General features: G+C 37.5%; 24 protein-coding genes. 23 read left to right on the top strand and 1 reads right to left on the bottom strand.

Going from position 1 to position 23207, the window contains the following annotated elements; genetic code table 11:
- The 21 genes from rpmH (at position 1) to gcvT (ending at position 19913) form a co-directional block, all read left to right on the top strand.
- Positions 1–135, top strand: a complete 135-nt coding sequence (rpmH, locus tag OOL07_RS09190; RefSeq protein WP_264696387.1) for a 50S ribosomal protein L34 — start codon at positions 1–3, stop codon at positions 133–135.
- A 15-nt stretch (positions 136–150) separates the two neighbouring features.
- Positions 151–510: a ribonuclease P protein component gene (gene rnpA, locus OOL07_RS09185; protein ID WP_264696285.1), complete on the top strand. Its 360-nt coding sequence runs from the start codon at positions 151–153 to the stop codon at positions 508–510.
- Positions 511–532: 22 nt separating this feature from the next.
- Positions 533–2179 (top strand): membrane protein insertase YidC, encoded by a 1647-nt coding sequence (yidC, locus tag OOL07_RS09180; RefSeq protein WP_264696284.1) that lies wholly within the window; start codon positions 533–535, stop codon positions 2177–2179.
- Positions 2143–3519, top strand: coding sequence for a tRNA uridine-5-carboxymethylaminomethyl(34) synthesis GTPase MnmE (gene mnmE, locus OOL07_RS09175; RefSeq protein WP_264696283.1), 1377 nt, complete (start codon positions 2143–2145; stop codon positions 3517–3519). Before yidC ends, mnmE begins: the two co-directional genes overlap by 37 nt.
- A 35-nt stretch (positions 3520–3554) precedes the next feature.
- Positions 3555–5447, top strand: a complete 1893-nt coding sequence (mnmG, locus tag OOL07_RS09170; protein ID WP_264696282.1) for a tRNA uridine-5-carboxymethylaminomethyl(34) synthesis enzyme MnmG — start codon at positions 3555–3557, stop codon at positions 5445–5447.
- A 6-nt stretch (positions 5448–5453) separates the two neighbouring features.
- Positions 5454–6089: a 16S rRNA (guanine(527)-N(7))-methyltransferase RsmG gene (gene rsmG / locus OOL07_RS09165; RefSeq protein ID WP_264696280.1), complete on the top strand. Its 636-nt coding sequence runs from the start codon at positions 5454–5456 to the stop codon at positions 6087–6089.
- Between the two features lie 14 nt (positions 6090–6103).
- Positions 6104–6883 carry a ParA family protein gene (locus tag OOL07_RS09160; protein ID WP_264696278.1) on the top strand — a complete coding sequence of 260 codons (780 nt, stop codon included), beginning with the start codon at positions 6104–6106 and terminating at the stop codon, positions 6881–6883.
- A 5-nt stretch (positions 6884–6888) separates the two neighbouring features.
- Positions 6889–7752 carry a ParB/RepB/Spo0J family partition protein gene (locus OOL07_RS09155; RefSeq protein WP_264696277.1) on the top strand — a complete coding sequence of 288 codons (864 nt, stop codon included), beginning with the start codon at positions 6889–6891 and terminating at the stop codon, positions 7750–7752.
- A 173-nt stretch (positions 7753–7925) separates the two neighbouring features.
- Entirely contained in the window at positions 7926–8306 is a 381-nt protein-coding gene (locus OOL07_RS09150) for an ATP synthase subunit I (RefSeq protein WP_264696275.1), read from the top strand.
- A 59-nt stretch (positions 8307–8365) separates the two neighbouring features.
- Entirely contained in the window at positions 8366–9163 is a 798-nt protein-coding gene (gene atpB / locus OOL07_RS09145) for a F0F1 ATP synthase subunit A (protein ID WP_264696274.1), read from the top strand.
- 47 nt (positions 9164–9210) lie between these two features.
- Positions 9211–9495: a F0F1 ATP synthase subunit C gene (gene atpE / locus OOL07_RS09140; RefSeq protein WP_197744405.1), complete on the top strand. Its 285-nt coding sequence runs from the start codon at positions 9211–9213 to the stop codon at positions 9493–9495.
- 56 nt (positions 9496–9551) lie between these two features.
- The gene (locus OOL07_RS09135; RefSeq protein WP_264696273.1) at positions 9552–10022 is read left to right on the top strand and encodes a F0F1 ATP synthase subunit B; all 471 of its coding nucleotides are present in this window, start codon (positions 9552–9554) and stop codon (positions 10020–10022) included.
- Positions 10023–10037: 15 nt separating this feature from the next.
- Positions 10038–10589 (top strand): F0F1 ATP synthase subunit delta, encoded by a 552-nt coding sequence (locus OOL07_RS09130; protein WP_264696272.1) that lies wholly within the window; start codon positions 10038–10040, stop codon positions 10587–10589.
- A 34-nt stretch (positions 10590–10623) separates the two neighbouring features.
- Positions 10624–12171, top strand: coding sequence for a F0F1 ATP synthase subunit alpha (gene atpA / locus OOL07_RS09125; protein WP_264696270.1), 1548 nt, complete (start codon positions 10624–10626; stop codon positions 12169–12171).
- An 11-nt stretch (positions 12172–12182) separates the two neighbouring features.
- Positions 12183–13049, top strand: a complete 867-nt coding sequence (gene atpG, locus OOL07_RS09120) for a F0F1 ATP synthase subunit gamma (RefSeq protein WP_264696268.1) — start codon at positions 12183–12185, stop codon at positions 13047–13049.
- 58 nt (positions 13050–13107) lie between these two features.
- Positions 13108–14484: a F0F1 ATP synthase subunit beta gene (gene atpD / locus OOL07_RS09115; RefSeq protein WP_264696267.1), complete on the top strand. Its 1377-nt coding sequence runs from the start codon at positions 13108–13110 to the stop codon at positions 14482–14484.
- A gap of 23 nt (positions 14485–14507) precedes the next feature.
- On the top strand, positions 14508–14933 hold the full coding sequence (locus tag OOL07_RS09110) for a F0F1 ATP synthase subunit epsilon (RefSeq protein WP_264696266.1): 426 nt from the start codon (positions 14508–14510) through the stop codon (positions 14931–14933).
- Between the two features lie 102 nt (positions 14934–15035).
- Positions 15036–16406, top strand: a complete 1371-nt coding sequence (gene glmU, locus OOL07_RS09105; RefSeq protein ID WP_264696265.1) for a bifunctional UDP-N-acetylglucosamine diphosphorylase/glucosamine-1-phosphate N-acetyltransferase GlmU — start codon at positions 15036–15038, stop codon at positions 16404–16406.
- Positions 16407–16456: 50 nt separating this feature from the next.
- Positions 16457–18289, top strand: coding sequence for a glutamine--fructose-6-phosphate transaminase (isomerizing) (gene glmS, locus OOL07_RS09100; RefSeq protein ID WP_264696263.1), 1833 nt, complete (start codon positions 16457–16459; stop codon positions 18287–18289).
- A 51-nt stretch (positions 18290–18340) separates the two neighbouring features.
- On the top strand, positions 18341–18757 hold the full coding sequence (locus OOL07_RS09095; protein ID WP_264696262.1) for an acyl-CoA thioesterase: 417 nt from the start codon (positions 18341–18343) through the stop codon (positions 18755–18757).
- 58 nt (positions 18758–18815) lie between these two features.
- Complete coding sequence (gene gcvT, locus OOL07_RS09090) at positions 18816–19913, top strand: glycine cleavage system aminomethyltransferase GcvT (RefSeq protein WP_264696261.1); 1098 nt, start codon at positions 18816–18818, stop codon at positions 19911–19913.
- Here the strand turns inward: gcvT and argH are convergent.
- On the bottom strand, positions 19900–21312 hold the full coding sequence (argH, locus tag OOL07_RS09085; RefSeq protein WP_264696260.1) for an argininosuccinate lyase: 1413 nt from the start codon (positions 21310–21312) through the stop codon (positions 19900–19902). The genes gcvT and argH overlap by 14 nt on opposite strands.
- A 190-nt stretch (positions 21313–21502) precedes the next feature.
- Between argH and hemC the strand changes: the two genes are divergently transcribed.
- Together hemC and OOL07_RS09075 are read left to right on the top strand one after the other, a co-directional pair.
- On the top strand, positions 21503–22435 hold the full coding sequence (gene hemC / locus OOL07_RS09080) for a hydroxymethylbilane synthase (protein ID WP_264696258.1): 933 nt from the start codon (positions 21503–21505) through the stop codon (positions 22433–22435).
- Complete coding sequence (locus OOL07_RS09075; RefSeq protein WP_264696257.1) at positions 22425–23207, top strand: uroporphyrinogen-III synthase; 783 nt, start codon at positions 22425–22427, stop codon at positions 23205–23207. Before hemC ends, OOL07_RS09075 begins: the two co-directional genes overlap by 11 nt.

Raw genomic sequence — 23207 nt, 5'->3', positions numbered from 1 at the left:
ATGAAACGTACTTTTCAGCCTAAGAACATAAAACGCAAACGTGACCATGGTTTTCGTGCTCGAATGAAAACTAAATCTGGAAGAGCAATAATTAATAGACGCCGAGCAAAAGGCAGGCATAAACTTTCTGCTTAGATTCTATAAATAGAAATGAAACGACTTAGTCTTACTCGACTAATGCGACTTCATAAGCCGAGCGAGTTTAAGCAAGTATTCGCTACTGGAAAAAAAGTACAAAGTAAAATATTTACGATATTTTATCGGCTAAATAAATTAAGCTATCCCCGTTTGGGAATGGTGATTCCGCGTAGGCACCTGTCTCGGGCATTTGATAGAAATCAAATTAAGCGGCTAGTTAGAGAAGAATTTCGACATCGCCAAAAATGGCTAGATGGATATGATTTAGTCATATTATCTAAACAATGCATTAGTAAGTCTACCTATTTAGAGTGGGCTTCCACCTTGAATTATCAGTGGGAATATCTAATTAAAGATTTTAATATCGAATAAGTTAAGACTGTAAATAGGTTGTATGGAAAATTACCGGTTATTTCTAATCTATGCACTTTTTTTAGTGCTATTTTTTATGTGGAACGCGTGGCAAACGGATTATGGAGTATCACCTCTTTCATCATTTTCGACAGCGTTAATACCAGATGAAGTAATAGAAGCTGCAAAACAGGCAGAAAGTAAGGAATCTACTCTAAGTGCATCTTCACCTCATGAATCGGGTACAGCTAGCCATTCTGCCATAAGTAGTAAATTTGTTGAAGTAACAACTGATCTTCTCGCAGTTAAAATTTCATTATCAGATGCTAATTTATTTGAAGTGCAATTATTAGAGTATCCAGTCTCTCTAAAAGAACCAAACGAGCTAGTACATCTACTACACCTTGCAGATCCAGATCTTTTCATCGCCCAATCTGGAGTATATACAGCAGCAGGTACTTCAATTATCCCTAAAGATTCTGAGTTTTCTGTATCTAGTGCAAATTATCATTTAGCCGAAGATCAAGATTCTTTAAGTGTCCCACTTACTTGGAAAGGGAGTGATGGCATCGTCATCACAAAAACTTATATTTTCAATAGGGGTAGCTACCAAGTTGATATAGCTCTTAAAGTTGAAAATGAAACTAGTAATTCTTGGGCTGGGCAAGCATATACCCAATTTAGTCGTACTCCACCAGAGTCTGAAGGATTCTATTCTAATCGATTTTACATAGGTGCTGTATTTTCTACTGAGAATCATGACTATAAAAAAGTTGCATTTAAAGATTTAGATTCTGATATTTTTGAAAGTCATAGTGCAAACGGATGGGTAGCTATGCTTCAGCATTATTTTGTTGCAGCCTGGATACCTAGAGACGAAGGAAAAAATTACTATTATGGTCGCCACTCTCAAAATAATACTTATATTACAGGTGTAGTTTCTCCACAACAAATACTAAACATTGGGGAAAGCGGGGTATTTAATTTTACCCTTTTTATAGGACCTAAAGTTCTGGAACAGCTAGCAGCCGCAGCACCAAAATTACAACTTACTATTGATTATGGAAAACTAACTGTTATCGCTGAACCTTTATTTTGGCTTCTCCAGTGGTTTTATAAACATGTAGGTAATTGGGGATGGGCAATAGTGTTACTCACTATAGTAATTAAAGCTGCTTTTTTTAAATTATCTCAAACGAGTTACCGCTCTATGGCGAAACTACGTAAACTCCATCCGCAACTTACAGCAATTAAAGAGCGTTTTGGTAGCGATCGACAGAAAGTAGGCCAAGCGATGATAGAGTTATACAAAAAAGAAAAAGTAAATCCAATGGGAGGATGCTTTCCTATCTTAGTGCAGATCCCCGTATTTATCGCTCTATATTGGATGCTACAAGAATCAGTTGAATTAAGACAAGCCCCCTTTATTCTGTGGATGAATGACCTAACATTAAAGGATCCTTATTATGTTTTACCTCTCATTATGGGGGTAACAATGATTATTCAGCAAAAACTTAGCCCAACCCCTACAGATCCACTTCAAGCTAAAGTAATGATGCTAATGCCTATTACGTTTACTTTCTTTTTTGCATTATTTCCAGCAGGTTTAGTATTGTATTGGGTAGTTAATAATATCCTTTCTATTACCCAGCAATGGTATATCACACGCCAAATAGAAAGGGAGCGTTAAGTGATACTATAGCGGCAATAGCAACACCAGCCGGTCGAGGAGGTATAAGTATTGTTCGTGTTTCAGGATCATTATGCTTTAAAATAGCAAAACAGGTTACTAAACAGAACCTAAAGCCACGTTATGCTAATTTTTGCAACTTTTATAGCTATAATAGAGAAATTATAGACCAAGGGATTGCTCTATATTTTCCAGCACCACAGTCATTTACAGGAGAAGACACATTAGAGTTTCATACTCATGGTTCACCTATAATTACTGATAATCTCCTCGATTCTTTGTTTCATTTTGGTGCTCGATTTGCCCGTCCCGGAGAATTTAGTGAGCGAGCATTCTTAAATGATAAAATTGATTTATCTCAAGCAGAGGCTATCGCAGATCTTATTGAAAGCACTTCTTTGCAAGCAGCTCGTAATGCGTTGTCTTCCCTACAAGGAGAATTTTCGAAGAGAATTAATTTATTAAGAGAGCAGCTTATCCAAATAAGATGCCTAGTAGAAGCCTCTATTGATTTTAGTGATGAAGATATTGGAATTGTAGATTTGGAATCTATCCTAAATAAACTACAAGGCATTCAAAATACACTAAAGGTGATTTGTGATAGTGCTCAACAGGGTGTTTTATTTCGAGAAGGGATAAGAATTGCCCTAATTGGTCGTCCCAATGTGGGTAAATCTAGTTTATATAATAAGCTAGTAGGAAAAGATGCGGCTATTGTCACTCAGATACCCGGCACTACCCGAGATATATTATGTACAAATATTGTTATAGAAGGGCTAGCTATATCTCTTATAGACACCGCGGGACTGCGTGAGTCTACAGATATTATTGAACTAGAAGGAATACGACGTGCTCGAAAAGAATTAGATTACGTTGATCACATATTATTAATTTCTAATCACCAGGATGGTTTAACTGAAAAAGAATATAAATTATTCAATGAATTGCCTAAAGGAGTTCAAGTTACACTAATTTTTAATAAAATAGATCTAGATCACACGCCAGCTAGTATCGAACAAAGTAATTTAGGGAAGATAATACGAGTATCTGCTCTTACAGGTGCAGGAATAGATTTATTAATACAACATTTGAAAGAAACAGCTGGATTTAATATAAATGAAGAAGGTGGATTTTCTGCACGTCGCCGTCACTTAAATGCATTACACAAAACTGAAGCTGCAATTGAATTGACTAAAGCAGCTCTTGTTAAAGGGGAATTTGAAGAAATTATCGCAGAAGAGCTACGTCAGGCTCAAAATTATTTAGGAGAAATTACTGGAAGATATTACACAGATGATCTATTAGGGGAGATTTTTTCTACCTTTTGTATTGGTAAATAATATTTGCAATTATTAAAGTAGTTTCTAGGTTATTTATGGATAATACATCACAATATGATGTCATCGTAATTGGCGGTGGACATGCTGGAACCGAAGCTGCACTAGCATCGGCCAGGCAGGGCGTACGCACTCTACTTTTAACTCACAATATTGAAACTTTAGGGCAAATGAGCTGTAATCCAGCAATAGGAGGAATTGGTAAAGGTCATCTTACTAAAGAAATTGATGCTTTAGGCGGAGCTATGGCTTTAGCCGCAGATCAAGCAGGGATCCACGTTCGGATTTTAAATGCAAGTAAAGGCCCTGCAGTAAGAGCAACCCGTGCTCAAGCAGATCGCACTTTATATAAAAAAGCAATTCGAAAAATCTTAGAAGAACAACCTAATCTATTTATTTTTCAGCAGGAAGTCACTGATCTGTTGGTTAAAGGTGATGAGGTTTATGGGGTTAAGACCCAACTAGGGTTATCTTTCTACGCACCTGCCGTGATTTTGACAGTAGGTACTTTTTTAGGAGGTAAAATCCATGTTGGATTAACAAATTATCAAGGTGGTAGAACTGGTGATCCTTCAGCTAACACGCTAGCCAATCGCTTAAGAGAATTGCCATTTAAAGTCAATCGGCTCAAAACAGGTACTCCTCCTAGAATTAATAGTCGCACTATTGATTATAGTAAGCTTAAAGAGCAGCTAGGTGATAAACCAATTCCTAGGTTTTCCTTTTTAAGTCTAGTAAATTGCCATCCAAAACAGGTTTCCTGCCATATTACTCGAACAAACCTAAGAACTCATGAAATCATCTTAGCTAACTTAGATCAATCTCCTATTTATAGTGGTAATATTGAAGGTATTGGCCCTCGTTATTGTCCCTCCATTGAGGATAAAGTGGTTCGTTTTGCGGATAAAGATTCGCATCAAATTTTTATTGAACCAGAAGGATTAGATACCTTTGAAATTTACCCCAACGGCATTTCTACTAGCCTTCCTTATCATGTACAGGAACAAGTGGTTCACTCTATACAAGGATTTGAACAGGCACATATCACTCGGCCTGGATATGCCATAGAGTATGATTTTTTTGATCCTAGAGGTCTTAAACCTACTTTAGAAACTAAGTATATACAGGGGTTATATTTTGCAGGACAGATCAATGGTACAACAGGGTATGAAGAAGCTGCTGCCCAAGGATTAGTTGCTGGGCTTAATGCAGGGCTTCAAGTGTGCGGCGAATCTTCTTGGTATCCTAAAAGAAATGAAGCCTATATAGGGGTAATGATTGATGATTTGATTACTCGTGGCACTATAGAACCTTATAGAATGTTTACAAGTAGAGCAGAATATCGACTCTTATTAAGAGAAGATAACGCTGATCTACGCCTGACTCCTAAAGGAAGAGAGTTAAAATTAGTCAATGATGCTCGATGGCAGTATTTCAATATAAAGTGGGAAACTATTGAGAAAGAAAGGCAGTGGCTTACCCAGCAGCGAATTCGGCCTCATCAAATTACGGAAAAAGAAGCTATTTCTTTATTTGGTGAACCTATGCATCGGGAATATTCTTTGATGGAATTACTACGCCGCCCTCATGTTACTTACGAAGATCTCATGAATTTAATTGGAAAATTAGTAATGATTGATTCTACTATAGCTGAGCAAATTGGGATTGAGGTAAAATATGCAGGCTATATTGAACGGCAACAACAGGAAATCAATCGCCAGCTACACTATGAAAGTTTATACTTACCATTTAATATAGATTATAGCCAAATAAAAGGATTTTCTACTGAAGTGCAGGAAAAATTTACTCAGATTCGTCCTACTACTTTGGGGCAAGCAGCAAGAATTCCGGGCGTTACTCCAGCCGCTATTTCAGCCTTATTAATTTATCTAAAACGTACAAGTCATAGCCATCAACTACTAAATAGTTAACCTAATTTGACTAAGGATTCTAATCTTACAAATAGATCGCTAATAGAGTTAGGCATTCATTCTCTTAACCTACAATTGAAAGAAAATCAAATTGATCAGCTATTAGCTTACTTTCATTTGTTAAATAAGTGGAATCAACGCTATAATCTCACTGCAATTAGAAGTCCTAAAGAAGTAGTTTCAAAACACTTGTTAGATAGCTTAAGTGTTGTTACTTATTTAAAAAGTCATCGGGTTTTAGATGTAGGTAGTGGCGCTGGATTACCAGGTATCCCTCTAGCTATAGCTTGTTCTAATAACGAGATTACGCTACTTGATAGCTGCACTAAAAAAACAAGATTTTTAATGCAAACAGTTATTGAATTAGGATTAACAAATGTTTCAATCGTAAATAAACGAATTGAGCATTACCAACCAAATTATTTATTTGATACTATAATTAGCCGGGCCTTTTCTAAGTTAATAGATTTTGCTCGATTAACGTCAAGATTGCGTGATCCATCAGGGAAATTGCTTGCAATGAAAGGTGTTTATCCAAAAGAAGAAATTGAATTACTACCTGCAGCTTATAAAGTACGAAATATATATCCACTATCTATTCCGAGACTTGAGGCACAGCGTCACTTGATAGAACTTCAGTAGAATGGGGAATTAGTATGGGGCGTATTATAGCAATCACTAATCAGAAGGGGGGGGTTGGAAAAACAACTACAAGCGTTAATTTAGCTGCTTCTCTTGCTGCATCTAAAAGACGTGTTCTTCTTGTAGATATAGATCCTCAAGGGAATGCAACTACTGGAAGCGGAATAGATAAGTCTTCCTTAACTGCAACTACCTATCAAGTATTGCTTGAGGATGATGTCATTGAAAACGCAATCATAAATATTGATAAAGCCGGTTATGCAGTATTACCTGCAAATAGCGATTTAACTGCCGCTGAGGTTGAATTACTTTCAGTTACAAATAGAGAGAATAGGCTACGATTAGCACTTCAAGTCATTAATAATAATTATGATGAAATTCTTATAGATTGCCCACCTGCACTCAATATGCTTACTATTAATTCATTAGCTGCTGCCGGTGAAGTAATCATTCCTGTCCAATGCGAATATTATGCTTTAGAAGGGTTATCTGCCTTATTAGGCACGATTGAAGGAATCAGGCAGCATCTTAACCCTAAATTGCAAATTGCAGGGTTATTACGCACAATGTTTGATCCAAGAAATAATCTTGCTAATGAAGTATCTAATCAACTTATAACTCACTTTGGAAAGCAAGTATACAATACAATTATTCCGCGCAATGTTCGTTTAGCTGAAGCACCTAGCTATGGTCAACCGATCATTACACACGATCGTACCTCTCGTGGAAGTGTTGCTTATTTGATATTAGCAAAGGAGGTGCTAATGCAAGAATCAAAAGATAAATTGATTTAGACTGTATGGGTTTAAAAAAAAGAGGTTTAGGTCGTGGATTAGATTCTCTGTTAGGTGCAATTAATGCCCCCCTCTATATTGGAGAATCTAAACCTAAAGAGGAATTGAGATCTCTATCATTAGAGCAGATTCAACGTGGGAAATATCAACCACGGGTTGAGATCTCTCCTGAAGCTCTAGCAGAACTAGCAGATTCTATTCGTGCTCAAGGTGTCATCCAACCTATTATTGTACGATCTGAACAAAATGGTATTTTTGAGCTCATTGCAGGTGAACGGCGGTGGAGGGCTGCTCAGATTGTAGGTCTTAAAGAGATACCTGCCTTAGTTAAAAATGTATCTGATCGAGCAGCCGCTGCGATGGCATTAATCGAGAATATTCAAAGAGAAGATCTTAATGCTATTGAGCAAGCAACTGCTTATCAAAAATTAATAAATGAATTTAATATGACTCATCAAGAAATTGCACAAGCGGTAGGTTGCTCTCGTGCGTCAATTTCTAATTTGCTGCGTCTTCTTACTTTGGATGGAGAAATTAGATCTCATGTAGAAAAAGGGGATTTAGAAATGGGGCATGCAAGAGCACTACTTTCGTTAGATAATACTGTACAAGGTAAAATTGCTAATAAAATTATTCAAGAGAGATTATCGGTACGAGACACAGAAAATTTAGTGCGCCGTATGCAGCAAGAATCTCAATCTAAACAAAGCTTATCAAACGATCCAGATATCCGTAAGCTAGAAGAAGAGTTAGCAGAACGTTTAGGTGCTGTAGTTCAGCTTCAACACCTCTCAGGAGGAAAAGGTAAGATATTGATTCGCTATCATAGTATGGATGAACTTGATGGGATTCTTACTCGCATAAGGTGAAAAACTTATAAGTTATATTTAATAATAGGTTTTTTTTACAAAAATTGTGATAGAATACAGAGAATTTTTAGAACTTGAATAAATGAGCCCTATTAACTAGGGCAGCTAGTACCACCAAGCCTTAGCAAGGACTCGCTAACCCCAAGTATGTTAATTTCTCATAAATAAATTTGATGGGCTATGGAGAAAAAGTGCTCTATACAGCACTTCGGAAATTGTTAGTAGCTCAGCTATTCCTACTAGTGTTAGTAGTATCGCTATTTCTAGTGATTAAAGGAATTAATTATTCCTTAGCTGCTGGGTATGGGGGGGTAATCGCCTTAGTAAATTCTATAATAATGACTTGGCGAGTAGAAAAAATGAGTAAAAAGGCTAGATCAGAAAATTTTCCCTACCAAGGAAGTGGATCTAGTTTCCTAAGTACGCTTATTTTAATGGGCATAGGCATGGGATTATTAAAATTAGATCCATTATCGCTTTTATTTGGATTTGGTATCGCCTACTTAGGGTATATTTATTTGGGTTATCAGTTTAATCGCCATGCAATTAAATGATATTTATACTTAGGGTGTTTTTACCCTAAAAGTTTGTATTAAATTAAGGTAGAAAGAAATTGAGTACTGAAAATAATTCAGGTGCATATATTAGCCACCATCTCGTTAATCTCCAAGTAGGTCAATGTGATGGGTTTTGGTGTTTTAAACTGGATACTATATTTGTCAGTTTATTCTTAGCTGGATTACTTATTTATGCAGGATATCGCATAGGAAAAACCCTTAGTTTTTCAAAACCAAGTGGTGTACAGAATGTGCTTGAGATGGTAGTTGAATTTGTGGATCAGCAAGTCAAAGATATTTTTCCAGGAAAAAACCGGCTCATAGGCCCGCTTGCACTTACCATTTTTATGTGGGTCTTCCTCATGAATGCTATGGATTTATTTCCAGTAGATTTGTTTCCAAAACTGCTTGGTTTTGTTGGTATTCACAATTTAAGGATAGTACCTACTGCAGAGATCGATACTACGTTTGCATTAGCACTAACTGTTTTTGCACTTACTATTTTTTACAATATAAAAGTTAAAGGTCCTATAGGCTATATTAAACAGTTTTTATTTCATCCTTTTGGTAAATATTTAATACCTATAAATATTGTTATGACAGCCATAGAAGAAATTGCTAAGCCTGTGTCTTTAGGGTTACGTTTATTTGGTAATATGTTTGCCGGGGAGTTGATCTTTCTATTAATGGCTCTGTTATCTTTAGCAGGGTTTGGGCCAGCTTGGTTACCTCAAATTATTTTAGATACTCTTTGGGCTATTTTCCATATTTTAATTATTACAATTCAAGCGTTTATTTTTATGCTGCTTACAATAGTGTACCTAGGAATGGCTCATACTAAAGAAGAGCATTAGAATTTTATATTAATATAGATTTAATTATTATTTTGCGGAGATTTTGAATGAATCCAGAGTTACTTGTTTCTATTTACTCATCTACTGCTATTGGTGTCGGTATTATTTTAGCTGCAGCAGGTTTAGGATCGGCGGTTGGATGGGGATTAATCTGTTCTAAGTATATTGAAGGGATAGCACGCCAACCAGAGATGCGCCCCCAACTTATGGGTCAAATGCTGTTTACTGGAGGTTTAATGGAGGCATTCCCAATGATTATCCTTGGTATGTCTATGTGGTTTATTTTTGCTAACCCATTTATTAATGCTATTAAGACTGCAGCAGGCGGATAGTAAAAATTTTTTTTAGATCATATTAACTTATAACAGGAATAGTAAAGGACGCTATTATGAATGTTACTGCTACCCTTATCGGGCAAATGGTAGCCTTTGGGATTCTTATTTGGTTTGTTAATCATTTCCTTTGGGATCCTTTAACCAATTTAATGGAAGAAAGGAAAAAAAGGATTGCTGATGGTTTAGCTGCTGCTGAGCAAGGTAAGTATGCTCAAGAACGAGCAAGAAAAGAAGCAGAAGAGACGCTAACCCAAGCGAAGGAAAGTGCAGCAGAAATAATAGCTCTAGCGCAAAAGCGAGCTCAAGAAATAGTTGAACAAGCTAAAGAGACTGCTCAAATTGAAGGGGATAGGATTAAAGCATCTGCTGATGCTGCTATTCAACAAGAAGTAAGCCGTGCTCGTGAAAGTCTGCGTGGCAAAGTAGTGTCTCTTGCTACTGCTGGAGCTAGCAGGATTCTCAAGCGGGAAATCGATGAAAAAGCGAATGAGTCCTTACTAAAAGAGCTGATAAGTGAAATCTAAGGTTTTATTAAATCAATGGCTGAAAAAATAACTATTGCTCGACCGTATGCTAATGCTCTATTCGAGCTAGCAAAGGAGCAGAGCGACTATAATGAATGGTCAGAATTATTAAAAGTATTTGCAGATCTTGTGAAGAATTCTAAAGTACAAGATTTAATAGGTAGTCCGTTTTATAATACTGCACAAATTATAGATCTTTTTACCAAAATAAAAGATTATCCCATTGATAGTGATAGTACAGCTGAAAATTTAATTAAAATCTTAGTAGAGAGTGATAGATTATCTGTACTTCCTGAAATTTCATCATTATTTGAACAAATGAAAGATGAAATGGAAGGAGTATTAGAAGCTGAAGTGGTTTTATCTAAACCTTTATCAGATTCTAATAAAGATCAATTAGATGATATTGCAGCTGCTCTCGAACGCCGATTAGGACGTAAAATCACTCTTTCCTGTAAAGTTGATGAATCTCTATTGGGTGGTGCAGTTATTCGAGCTGGTGACATGGTTATTGATGGGTCAGCTATTGGTAAGCTTAACCAGTTAGCCGCAGAATTACTTCATTAAGTAATATTTAGACTGAATAAGAGGATTATAATCTATGCAACTGCAACTAAACGCTGCAGAGATTAGCGAGCTTATAAAAAAGCGTATTGAAGGATTTGAGGCAAAGACGGAAGCCCGCACAGAAGGGACTGTTATTAGCCTAACGGATGGTATTGCACGTATTCATGGTCTCACTGATGTAATGTTCGGTGAAATGGTTGAATTTCCGGGGAATACTTATGGTCTAGCTATGAATCTAGAAAGAGATTCAGTAGGTGCTGTAGTGTTGGGTGCCTATCAACATATTTCTGAGGGAGATAGAGTAAAGTGTACCGGACGAATTTTAGAGGTTCCAGTAGGTGAGAATCTCCTAGGTAGAGTTGTTAACTCACTAGGTGTTCCTATTGATGGAAAGGGAACCCTTGAAGAAAAAACTACTTCTCCTATTGAAAAGGTGGCTCCTGGTATTATTGCTCGCCAATCAGTTTCCCAAGCCATGCAAACTGGTCTAAAATCCATCGACTCTATGGTACCTATTGGTCGTGGGCAACGTGAACTTATTATCGGAGACCGGCAAACTGGGAAAACTGCAGTTGCGATTGATGCTATCATCAATCAAAAGGGTACTGGTGTTAAATGTATCTATGTAGCTATCGGACAGAAAGCTTCCTCAGTTGCTAGTGTTGTTCGTAAACTTGAGGAACATGGTGCACTTGCTCATACTATTGTAGTTTCAGCTAGTGCCTCAGATTCTGCTGCACTACAATTTATCGCACCTTATGCAGGATGCACTATGGGTGAGTATTTCCGTGATAGGGGAGAGGATGCTTTAATTATTTATGACGATCTTACTAAGCAGGCATGGGCTTATCGCCAAATTTCTTTACTGCTTAAGCGTCCACCAGGTCGTGAAGCGTTTCCAGGAGATGTATTTTATCTTCACTCTCGTTTATTAGAGCGGGCTGCACGTGTTAATGTAGAATATGTTGAACAAGTTACAAAAGGAGAGATAAAAGGTAAAACAGGATCCTTAACTGCATTACCTATTATTGAGACGCAAGCAGGTGACGTATCTGCTTTTATTCCAACAAATGTCATTTCTATCACCGATGGTCAGATTTTTTTAGAGACAGATTTATTTAACTCAGGTATTCGACCTGCAATCAATGCAGGCCTTTCGGTATCCAGGGTAGGTGGAGCTGCACAAACAAAAATTATTAAGAAATTAGGTGGTGGTATTCGTTTAAACCTTGCTCAATATCGTGAGCTAGCAGCTTTTGCACAGTTTGCATCTGATTTAGATGAAACCACAAGAAGCCAGCTAGAGCGTGGGCAAAGAGTCACAGAATTAATGAAGCAATTGCAGTACTCTCCTATGAATGTAGGTCAAATGGCAATTTCTTTATATGCGGCTAACGAAGGATTCTTAGATGACATTGAGTTAGATAAGATTCAAGATTTTGAGGCTGCACTACAAGATTACATGAAATCTAACTATGGAGATTTTATAAATAAAATCACTGAAACGGGTGATTATAATAATGAAATTTCAGCAGAAATTAAATCTGCTATTGAGAAATTTAAAGCGACAAGTACTTGGTAGCGGAGTAACCTATGCCTAGCGGTAAAGAGATACGCGGTAAAATTTCTAGCGTTAAAAATACGCAAAAAATTACTGGTGCAATGGAAATGGTAGCAGCTAGTAAGATGCGTAAAGCTCAGGATCGTATGAAATCATCACGACCCTATGCAGATAAAGTATCTAATGTTATTCATCATTTATCACAAGCTCACCCGGAGTACAAGCATCCTTATTTAGTAAATCGTGATCCTCATAAAGGGGTTGGGTTTATTATTATCTCTAGCGATCGAGGTTTATGCGGTGGTCTAAATACTAATTTATTTAGACCATTATTGCGATCAATGCAGGAATGGGACAAAAAAAATATACCTATTAGTATGTGTACAATTGGTCAAAAAGCGAGTGTTTTTTTTCGTAGGTTCGGCGGAAAAGTTACTGCGCAAACGACACATATTGGGGATAGCCCTAACATTGGAGATTTAATTGGTTCTGTTAAAGTAATGCTAGATAGCTATCAAAAAGGGAATATAGATCGCTTATATCTAGCATTTAATAGGTTTGTTAATACGATGACACAACAGCCAATAATAGAGCAGTTATTACCCATTACTGCACCTAAGTTTGATGAAAAATTAGATCATCGTTGGGATTATCTTTATGAGCCTGAAGCAAGTCGAGTACTTAACCAATTATTAGTACGATATATAGAATCTTTAGTTTATCAGGGAGTTGTTGAAAATATAGCTTGTGAGCAAGCGGCTAGAATGGTTGCCATGAAAGCAGCATCAGATAATGCAGGTGACCTTATTGGTGATCTACAGCTTGCTTATAATAAAGCAAGACAAGCAATGATTACACAGGAACTCTCGGAAATTGTGGGTGGCGCCGCTGCTCTTTAGATTTATCTCAAATAAAGTTATTAACCTATAGATTATTATTTAAGAGGGAATATAAGTTATGAGCAGTGGAAAAACTGTGCAAATAATTGGCGCAGTCGTTGATGTGGAGTTTCCACGTGATTCAATTCCAAAGATATATGATGCTTTAACCATTAATGAAGCAAGGCTAACTTTAGAGGTTCAGCAACAACTTGGTGATGGGGTAGTCCGTACTATTGCTATGGGAAGCTCTGATGGTTTACGCCGAGGAATGGAGGTAACTAATACTAATGCGCCAATATCTGTACCTGTTGGTAGTAAAACCTTAGGGAGAATAATGGATGTATTAGGAGATCCCGTAGATGAAGCTGGTCCTATTGGAGAAGAAACACGTTGGTCAATTCATAGAAAAGCTCCTGCCTATGAGGAACTAGCACCTGCTACCGAGCTATTAGAAACTGGCATTAAAGTTATTGATCTTATATGTCCCTTTGCGAAGGGGGGCAAAGTAGGACTCTTTGGAGGTGCTGGGGTAGGTAAGACCGTTAATATGATGGAGCTTATCCGCAATATTGCTACTGAGCACTCAGGGTATTCAGTATTTGCAGGGGTAGGTGAACGTACTCGAGAGGGTAATGATTTTTACCACGAAATGAGAGAATCTCAGGTTATAGATAAAGTTTCCCTCGTTTATGGACAAATGAATGAACCCCCAGGGAATAGATTAAGAGTTGCACTTACTGGTCTTACGATGGCGGAATTCTTTAGAGAAGAAGGGCGAGATGTATTGTTATTTGTTGATAATATTTATCGCTACACTCTTGCTGGAACAGAAGTATCTGCACTGTTAGGTCGTATGCCATCTGCAGTGGGCTATCAGCCTACTCTTGCCGAAGAAATGGGTGTTTTACAAGAGCGTATTACTTCTACTAAGACTGGATCTATCACCTCTATTCAAGCAGTTTATGTACCTGCAGACGATTTAACTGATCCTTCACCAGCGACTACTTTTGCTCACCTAGATGCTACCGTAGTACTATCTCGCCAGATTGCAGAACTTGGGATTTATCCTGCTGTAGATCCTTTAGATTCTACTAGCCGTCAGTTAGATCCACTTATTGTAGGTCAAGAGCACTATCAAATTGCACGGGCGGTGCAAGGTAACTTACAGAGATACAAAGAGCTAAAGGATATTATTGCTATTTTAGGTATGGATGAGCTTTCCGAAGAAGATAAACTTGTTGTTTCAAGAGCACGGAAAATCCAGAGATTCCTCTCTCAACCTTTCTTTGTAGCAGAAGTGTTTACGGGAAGTCCGGGTAAATACGTATCGCTTAAAGATACTATTCAAGGGTTTAAAGGTATTGTTGAGGGTGAATATGATCATTTACCAGAGCAGGCGTTTTATATGGTAGGTACCATAGACGAAGCCGTAGAAAAAGCGAAGAAACTTTAATACTACAGAGTAATAGTTAAACTATGTCAATACATATTGATATTGTAAGTGCTGAGAAGGAGATTTTCTCCGGTACTGCGACTATGGTAATTGCACCTGCAGAAATGGGGGAAGTGGGCATCATGCCGCAGCATACGCCTATGCTTACTCGTCTTAAACCTGGCTCTGTAAGGGTTCAAGAAGAGGATGGTAGGGAAGAGTCCTTCTATGTGTCGGGAGGATTGCTTGAAGTTCAGCCCCATATTATTACAATATTGGCAGATACTGCTCAAAGAGCAGATGATATTGATGAGGCTGCTGCATTAGAGGCTAAAGAGCGGGCGGAAGATACAATTAAGAATCAAAAAGATAAAATTGATTATGCTCGAGCACAAGCTGAGCTAGCAGAAGCAATTGCTCAGATTAGGACGATTGAAAATCTTCGTAAAAAACTAGGGCATAGAAGATAAATCTTTTTATATATTCCTAAATAAAAAAGGCCACATTCTAAGTGGCCTTTTTTTATTCCTATAGTAGTTCTTTTACTTTATAGTATGAGGGAGAAATTATTTATGTCTGTTAGCATTATCATTCTTGCAGCAGGACAAGGAACACGAATGCGATCGCAGCTACCTAAAGTACTGCATAAATTAGCAGGTCAACCACTACTTAGCCATATAGTAACAAAAGTACGCCAGCTTACCCCTAAACAAATTATTATCGTTTACGGCCATGGTGGAGCACTAGTCTCTAACGCAATAAAGGGAGATGATATTACTTGGGTTCAACAAAAAGAACAGTTAGGTACTGGTCATGCAGTACTCCAAACTCTACCCTATCTTCAAGATAATACAACCACTTTAATTCTTGTTGGAGACGTACCTCTTATAAATATAACAACGTTGAAAGAATTGCTCTCTACAACAGTTAATAATTCTTTAGGATTAATTACTGCTAATTTAGATAACCCTACAGGTTTAGGAAGGATTATTCGAAATAGCACCGGGTCAATTTCTGCTATTGTAGAAGAATCTGATGCTAATTCTGATCAGTTGAAAATAAAAGAAATCAACACCGGAATTATTGCAATTAAAACAGAGCATTTAAAACAAGTCTTACCTCATATAAAAAATCATAATGCACAAAAAGAGTATTATCTTACTGATATGGTAAGTCACACTATTAATAGTGGAGGTGCTATCGCCACTGTACTGGCTTCAGATTCTATAGAAGTGATAGGTATAAATAATCGTAAACAATTATCGTATTTAGAACGTGCTTACCAAATCAGAGAAGCCGATCGTTTAATGGAACAAGGTATAAGTTTCTGCGATCCAAGCCGCTTTGATTTACGAGGTACAATTAAAGCTGGGCAAGATATCTATATTGATGCTAATGTAATTTTGGAGGGAGAGATAACCCTCGGTGATAATGTGATCATTGGGCCTAATTGCTATATTCGTGACACATATATCGGTTCAAATGTTAAAATATTTGCTAATTGTGTTATAGAAGAAGCTATCATTGATTCCCAATCAAAAGTTGGACCTTTTGCACGGCTTCGACCTGAATCTAGATTAGGAAAACAAGTACATATCGGGAATTTTGTTGAAATTAAAAAGTCCAATGTCGCTGATGGATCAAAAATTAATCACTTAAGTTATATTGGTGATACATCGATTGGTAAAAATGTAAATGTGGGTGCAGGCACTATTACTTGTAATTATGATGGGGTGAATAAGTATCAAACTATTATCGAAGACAATGTTTTCATTGGCTCAGACACTCAACTGATTGCTCCAGTTGTGATAGGATCGGGAGCAACTATTGGTGCGGGTACTACAATAACTAAAGATGCTCCTCCGGATAAATTAACCTTAAGTAGAACACCGCAAAAAACACACCCAACTTGGAAACGCCCTATTAAAAACCCTACTAAATAACAATTAAAGAAACTTTTGATCCAGCTTACTTTATTTTAAAGGAGAGAAACATGTGTGGTATTGTTGGGGCAGTAGCACAAAGGGATGTTGTTCCTATTTTATTAGAAGGCTTACGACGACTAGAATACCGCGGCTATGATTCGGCAGGGATGGCTGTAGTCGATAGTGAGACCACTTTGCAACGAGTACGGCGAACTGGTAAAGTCGCAAAACTTGAGCAAGGGCTTTTAGATACTGGACTTACAGGATCTATAGGCATTGCCCATACCCGGTGGGCGACCCATGGGAAACCTAGTGAAGCTAATGCCCATCCTCATATTTGCCGCCAAAAAATAGCTATAGTCCATAATGGGATTATTGAAAATTATGAAGAGCTGAAAGTTCGGCAACAAGAATTAGGCTTTGAATTCACCTCTCAAACAGATACAGAAGTAATTGTCCATCAAATTTATTATTATTTAGAAGAAGATGGTGATTTATTAGTTGCTGTAAAGCATACTCTTAAAGATCTGAAAGGAGCTTACTCACTTGGGGTTATCTCTACCCAAGATCCTAATTATTTGATTGCTGCACGCCAAGGTAGTCCTCTCGTAGTAGGGATCGGCATTGGAGAACATTTTATTGCCTCTGATGTAGCTGCACTACTTCCAGTTACTCAGCGATTTATTTTTTTAGAAGAAGGGGATATCGTAGAACTCAGTAGAGGACGGATTAGAATCTATGATATTGCAGATCAGATTGTTGATCGCCCTATACGAGAAAGTGAATTACAAATAGATGTGGCAGAAAAAGGGCAATTCCGCCACTACATGCTTAAAGAAATTTTTGAGCAACCCCGAGCTATTTCAGAGACTTTAGAGGGCCGTATTAATAGTCACCAAGTACTAGATGAATCTTTTGGAGTACATGCTAAAGAGGTATTTAATCAAACTCAGTCGGTACTTATTCTTGCTTGTGGTACAAGTTATCACGCAGGTATGGTGGCGCGTTATTGGTTAGAATCTATTGCTTGTATTCCTTGCCGAGTAGAAATAGCAAGCGAATTTCGTTATCGATCTCCTGTAGTGATACCAGATACCTTAGTAGTCGCACTTTCCCAATCAGGAGAAACCGCTGATACCATTGCTGCACTTAAAGAAGCAAAGAGACTTGGGTTTCGTTTTAGCTTAAGTATTTGTAACGTGCTTGAAAGCTCATTAGTGCGTGAATCGGATTTAGCACTTATGACTCGAGCAGGCCCTGAAATTGGGGTAGCCTCTACTAAAGCATTTACAGCTCAATTAGTAGCACTTTTGCTATTAGTAATTGTATTGGGCCGTCGTCGTCAGATTACATCAGAGAAAGAGGCAGAGCTGGTATCTCAACTTATAGCACTACCAGCTAATGTAGAACAGGCGCTACAATTGAATCCTGCTATTCAAACTCTTTCTGAGCAATTTTCAGAAATCCGTAATGTACTTTTCCTTGGCCGAGGTGTGCACTACCCTATCGCAATGGAAGGAGCCCTTAAACTTAAAGAAATTTCTTATATTCATGCCGAGTCCTATCCTGCAGGAGAATTAAAACACGGACCACTTGCGTTAGTAGATACAGATATGCCTGTTATTGCAGTAGCACCTAATGATCAGCTCTTAGAAAAACTAAAGTCTAATTTACAAGAAGTTCGGGCTCGAGGTGGTCAACTTTACATTTTCGCTGATCATGGTGCACAAGTAAGTCCTGGACCAGGAGTACAAGTTCTAGAAATGCTTCCAGTTGAAAATGAGACTGCTCCAATTGTTCATACCATTCCTTTGCAGCTACTTGCTTATCATGTAGCTATCATTAAAGGAACTGATGTAGATCAACCTCGTAACTTAGCAAAATCAGTAACTGTAGAATAGTTCTATAAAACTAGTAAAGAAGCACAAATAGTATAGATTTAATTATTATTTATGTCTGAAACCATAAGTGTACAGCAACCCACAATGCCTACTGGCAGCGTTTGTGATGTTTCTATTCAAACTATTGCTATGCCTAGGGATGCGAATTGGAATGGGGATATTTTTGGTGGTTGGATCGTTTCTCAAATGGATTTGGCCGGGGCAGCCTGTGCACGTCGCCGTGCAAAAGGAAGGGTAACTACGGTTGCAATTAATAGTATGACTTTCTTACGCCCTGTGCCTGTAGGTTCAATGGTGAGCTGTTATACTTGCCTAGTAGGTGAAGGTCAGACTTCTATGAAAATTCATATCGAGGTGTGGATACAAAACGATCAATTAAAATACACTAAAGTAACAGAAGGGCTATTTATCTTTGTAGCCATTGATGATGAAGGTAAAAAACGTTTGTTACCACCTATAGATAGTTAATAGGAATTTTCTATACTTATAGTTATTTTTATTTATAGACTTAGCAATAAAAAATTTTATGGAAAAACATACTTCACTCTTTGACTTACATTGTGCCTCAAATGCTCATATTGTAGATTTTGCAGGCTGGGAAATGCCGTTACATTATGGATCTCAAGTTGCAGAACATCATCATGTACGCCGAAGTGTTGGAATATTCGATGTTTCTCATATGGTAGTTACGGATTTAAAAGGAGAAAACGTACGCTCTTTTTTACGTTATTTACTCGCTAATAATATCGATCGTTTAAATACTCCGGGAGCGGCACTTTATAGCTGTATGCTCAATGAGCATGGGGGTGTTATCGATGATATTATTGCCTATTTCATTTCAGAAGAAGAGTTCCGTATTGTTTCTAATGCAGGTACTCGAGATAAGGATTTAGCTTGGTTTAAATCCCATGGGCAATCCTTTGGAGTATCTATAATAGAGCGGTCAGATTTAGCAATGATTGCTATCCAAGGACCAGAAGCACGAGATAGGGTGCACGATCAGTTAAGCGAATCTATAAAAGAAAGAGTAATAAACTTAAAGCGGTTTCACGGGACTTGGGAAGAGGATTTTTTTATAGCCCGTACAGGATACACGGGAGAAGATGGTTATGAATTATTGCTTCCAGCGATTGATGCTCCAAATTGGTGGCAGAAAATGATAAATCACGGAGTGACCCCATGTGGATTAGGTTCTAGAGATACCCTAAGGTTAGAGGCAGGAATGTGCCTTTATGGAACTGATATGGATGAAAGTACTACTCCTTTTGAATCCGGATTAGGTTGGACTGTAGCGTTAAAACCTACAGATCGAGATTTTATTGGTAGAAAGGTATTAGAACAAAAAATAGCCAGTACCCAACAAGTAGGTCTACTCCTTTTAGGAAAGGGATTATTGCGGAATAGACAGCCTATCGCAACTGACTTAGGAGAGGGAATGATTACTAGCGGTGGATTTTCCCCTACTTTAAGCCGATCTATCGCCCTTGCTAATGTACCTATTGGTGCTAGCTGCTGTGAAGTAGATATTCGTGGTAAAAAACTAATTGCTGAAATTATAAAGCCTCCTTTTGTACGCCAAGGAAAATCTTGTCTTAGCGATGAATTACTAGCTAAATCAAGTTAAGAAATTGAGACTGGATAGGTTTTAACTTCTTCCTTGCTCGCTCTATTGCAGCCTTTACTTGGTTAGGAGCAGTACCCCCTAGGTGATTTCTTGCTTGTACAGATCCTTCTAATGTAAGAATTTTGAAAATATCTTGCCCAATAGAGGGACTAAATTTTTGCAACTCTTCTAAACTTAAATCAGATAAATCCTTATTTTTTTCAATTGCTAATGCAACTGCTTTACCTACAATTTCATGTGCATCACGGAAAGATATCCCTTTTCGCACTAAATAATCTGCAAGGTCAGTGGCAGTAGCATAGCCCTGCATAGCAGCTTGTCGCATTTTATCTGGGTGAGTTTTAATAGAAGGGATCATATCAGCAAAGGCTCTTAAACACCCAAGTACAGTATCTACTGTATCAAATAAAGGTTCTTTATCTTCTTGATTATCCTTATTATAGGCAAGGGGTTGTGCTTTCATTAAGGTAAGTAAGCTAATTAAATGTCCATTGACTCGTCCTGTTTTTCCTCTTACTAATTCCGGTACGTCTGGGTTTTTCTTCTGCGGCATGATAGAAGATCCAGTACAAAACCGATCAGGTAGTTGAATAAAATTAAATTGAGCAGAAGACCATAAAATTAATTCTTCTGAAAAACGAGATAAGTGAGTCATTAATAGTGCACTTGCTGCAGTAAATTCAATCGCAAAGTCCCGATCGGAAACTGCATCTAAAGAGTTTTCCGCAATAGTTTCAAAACCTAACAATTCTGCGGTATAGAATCTATCGATAGGAAAAGTTGTACCTGCTAGAGCGGCAGATCCTAAAGGCATAGTATTTACTCTACGGCGACAATCAATAAAACGGTCTAGATCTCTTATAAGCATTTCAAACCAAGCCATAAGATGATGGCCAAATGTGACAGGCTGTGCCGTCTGTAAATGAGTAAACCCTGGCATGATAGTTTTATATTCCCTCTCAGCTAAAGTAAGTAGGGCGATTTGTAGGTTTTGTAATTGTATACAAAGAGTGTCAATAGAATCTCTTAAATATAAGCGTATGTCGGTAGCAACTTGATCGTTTCTTGATCGGCCTGTGTGAAGCTTTTTGCCTACAGATCCTATGCTTTGGACAAGTGCAGCTTCAATATTCATATGCACATCTTCAAGTTGCTCAGACCAAATAAAATGACCTTGGGTAATATCTTGGGCAATATTTTTTAAACCCTCTACAATAAGCGTACATTCATCAGCTGAGAGTACACCAACTCTAGCTAGCATACATGCATGAGCGATAGATCCTTGTATATCTTGTATATATAAACGATAGTCAAAATTTATAGATGCAGTAAACTTTTCAACAAAAGAATCTGTCGGTTCTGTAAAACGTCCTGACCATGGTTTACTATAAACAGTCATAGAGGTGTTATATACTCCATTTAAGCTAAAGTTGATAAAAATATTGCTATGATTGAGGATATCTGCGGTTTAATTCTATTATAGAGAGTGAATGGTTATATTCTTTCGATTTTAGTAACGTATTTATTATTGATTTGAGGCAAATGTATCTGCTTTAATTTAAATTGAAACTAATAATAATTTTTTCTTTATGATAAAAACTTCCCTTCGTATTGCTACCCGTAAAAGCCAGCTTGCCCTATGGCAAGCAAAATATGTAGCTACCACTTTACAACATTTATACCCTGAATTGCAGATAGAACTTATTACAATGACTACTCAAGGGGATAAAATTTTAGATTCTCCTTTAGCAAAAGTAGGGGGGAAAGGATTATTTGTTAAAGAGTTAGAGCAGGGAATCTTAAATAATGAGGCAGATATTGCTGTCCACTCAATGAAAGACGTACCGGTAGAATTACCTGATGATCTCCATATTGCTGCTATTTGCCAAAGAGAAGATCCTAGAGATGCTTTTGTCTCTAACCGTTGGCAAAAACTAAGCGATCTTCCTCAAGGTGCTAGAGTCGGCACATCCAGTTTACGGCGACAAACTCAAATTTGTGAATACCGGAGTGATTTTCAAATTTTGGATCTAAGAGGTAATGTAAATACTCGTCTGGCTAAACTAGATAACAATGAATTTGATGCTATTATTCTAGCTACAGCAGGACTAAAACGTCTTATATTAGAAGAGCGAATTAAGGAAACGCTTACACCTGAAATTTGCCTTCCTGCTATTGGTCAAGGCGCGATTGGTATTGAATGTAGGAAAGGTGATACAGCAACTGAACAATTGCTTAACTCACTTGAACATGCACCAACTAGAATTATTGTGACTGCAGAGCGTGCATTAAATAAAAGACTTGCTGGGGGATGCCAAGTTCCTATCGGAGGTTACGCTGAACTTATTGATGATAACCAGATTTGGTTACGAGCTTTAGTGGGTCGCCCTGATGGAAGTGAAGTTATTCGAGGAGAAATAAAAGGGTTATTAATTGAGGCAGAAAATATAGGAGTCTCCCTTGCTGAGGATTTATTAAATCAGGGGGCAGATAAAATTTTGGCTGAGGTTTATGGTAGCTAGCAGTGATCAGAGACTCGTAGGGCAACGTATTTTAGTAACTCGCCCAATAGGACAAGCTAGGAATTTATGTCAACTTATTGAAAAAGAGGGAGGGTACCCACTACATTTTCCTATGATTAGGATTACTGAATCAGAAAATCACTCCGAAATAAATAAAACTATCCAATCTTTAGATACCTTTCATTGGGCTATATTTGTTAGTGCAAATGCAGTTAAGTATGGAATCCCTCTTATTTTAGAACAGGGAAATTTCCCGAAAAGCTTAAAAATTGCGGTAGTCGGAAAAGGAACAGCAAAAGCATTAGAAGCATTTAATTTATTTATAAGCCTTTGTCCTAGTACTGGTTATAATAGTGAAGCATTACTTGCTATGGATGAATTTCAAGACATGGTAGGAAAAAAAATTATAATTTTTCGTGGAAATGGCGGAAGAAATTTACTCTCTGAAGTATTAACAGATCGGGGTGGGCATATCAGTTTTGGAGAAGTTTATCGTAGATGTTCACCCCTACCTACAGTATTAAGCACTCTTCATCAAGCTTTAATAAGTAATCCTGCAGATACAATTATCACTACTAGCCAAGAAATTTTAGAGAATTTATGTGCTCTTGTTGAAACCTCTTTGCTAGAAAAATTCTATACTACTCCTTTAGTAGTTATTGGTATGCGACAAGCTCAAAGAGCAAAAGAGCTAGGATTTACTAAGATCTATCCAGTAGATAAACCTGAAGATAATGCTCTTATTACAGCAATAATTAGATGCAAGGCTTAA

It is taken from the genome of Candidatus Nitrosacidococcus sp. I8 (assembly GCF_945836005.1).
In the GTDB taxonomy this organism is placed as follows: Bacteria; Pseudomonadota; Gammaproteobacteria; order Nitrosococcales; family Nitrosococcaceae; genus Nitrosacidococcus.
The sequence above is the reverse complement of the archived record's forward strand: the minus strand, read 5'-3'. Positions and strand labels throughout refer to the sequence as shown.

Coding starts and splice junctions, on each gene's coding strand:
- OOL07_RS09160 (WP_264696278.1), top strand. CDS start 6,104: ATGGGGCGTATTATAGCAATCACTAATCAGAAGGGGGGGGTTGGAAAA.
- mnmE (WP_264696283.1), top strand. CDS start 2,143: ATGGTATATCACACGCCAAATAGAAAGGGAGCGTTAAGTGATACTATA.
- glmU (WP_264696265.1), top strand. CDS start 15,036: ATGTCTGTTAGCATTATCATTCTTGCAGCAGGACAAGGAACACGAATG.
- hemC (WP_264696258.1), top strand. CDS start 21,503: ATGATAAAAACTTCCCTTCGTATTGCTACCCGTAAAAGCCAGCTTGCC.
- OOL07_RS09150 (WP_264696275.1), top strand. CDS start 7,926: ATGGGCTATGGAGAAAAAGTGCTCTATACAGCACTTCGGAAATTGTTA.
- atpA (WP_264696270.1), top strand. CDS start 10,624: ATGCAACTGCAACTAAACGCTGCAGAGATTAGCGAGCTTATAAAAAAG.
- argH (WP_264696260.1), bottom strand. CDS start 21,312: ATGACTGTTTATAGTAAACCATGGTCAGGACGTTTTACAGAACCGACA.
- OOL07_RS09135 (WP_264696273.1), top strand. CDS start 9,552: ATGAATGTTACTGCTACCCTTATCGGGCAAATGGTAGCCTTTGGGATT.
- atpE (WP_197744405.1), top strand. CDS start 9,211: ATGAATCCAGAGTTACTTGTTTCTATTTACTCATCTACTGCTATTGGT.
- OOL07_RS09110 (WP_264696266.1), top strand. CDS start 14,508: ATGTCAATACATATTGATATTGTAAGTGCTGAGAAGGAGATTTTCTCC.
- rpmH (WP_264696387.1), top strand. CDS start 1: ATGAAACGTACTTTTCAGCCTAAGAACATAAAACGCAAACGTGACCAT.
- rnpA (WP_264696285.1), top strand. CDS start 151: ATGAAACGACTTAGTCTTACTCGACTAATGCGACTTCATAAGCCGAGC.
- atpD (WP_264696267.1), top strand. CDS start 13,108: ATGAGCAGTGGAAAAACTGTGCAAATAATTGGCGCAGTCGTTGATGTG.
- gcvT (WP_264696261.1), top strand. CDS start 18,816: ATGGAAAAACATACTTCACTCTTTGACTTACATTGTGCCTCAAATGCT.
- OOL07_RS09095 (WP_264696262.1), top strand. CDS start 18,341: ATGTCTGAAACCATAAGTGTACAGCAACCCACAATGCCTACTGGCAGC.
- OOL07_RS09155 (WP_264696277.1), top strand. CDS start 6,889: ATGGGTTTAAAAAAAAGAGGTTTAGGTCGTGGATTAGATTCTCTGTTA.
- atpG (WP_264696268.1), top strand. CDS start 12,183: ATGCCTAGCGGTAAAGAGATACGCGGTAAAATTTCTAGCGTTAAAAAT.
- yidC (WP_264696284.1), top strand. CDS start 533: ATGGAAAATTACCGGTTATTTCTAATCTATGCACTTTTTTTAGTGCTA.
- OOL07_RS09075 (WP_264696257.1), top strand. CDS start 22,425: ATGGTAGCTAGCAGTGATCAGAGACTCGTAGGGCAACGTATTTTAGTA.
- glmS (WP_264696263.1), top strand. CDS start 16,457: ATGTGTGGTATTGTTGGGGCAGTAGCACAAAGGGATGTTGTTCCTATT.
- OOL07_RS09130 (WP_264696272.1), top strand. CDS start 10,038: ATGGCTGAAAAAATAACTATTGCTCGACCGTATGCTAATGCTCTATTC.
- mnmG (WP_264696282.1), top strand. CDS start 3,555: ATGGATAATACATCACAATATGATGTCATCGTAATTGGCGGTGGACAT.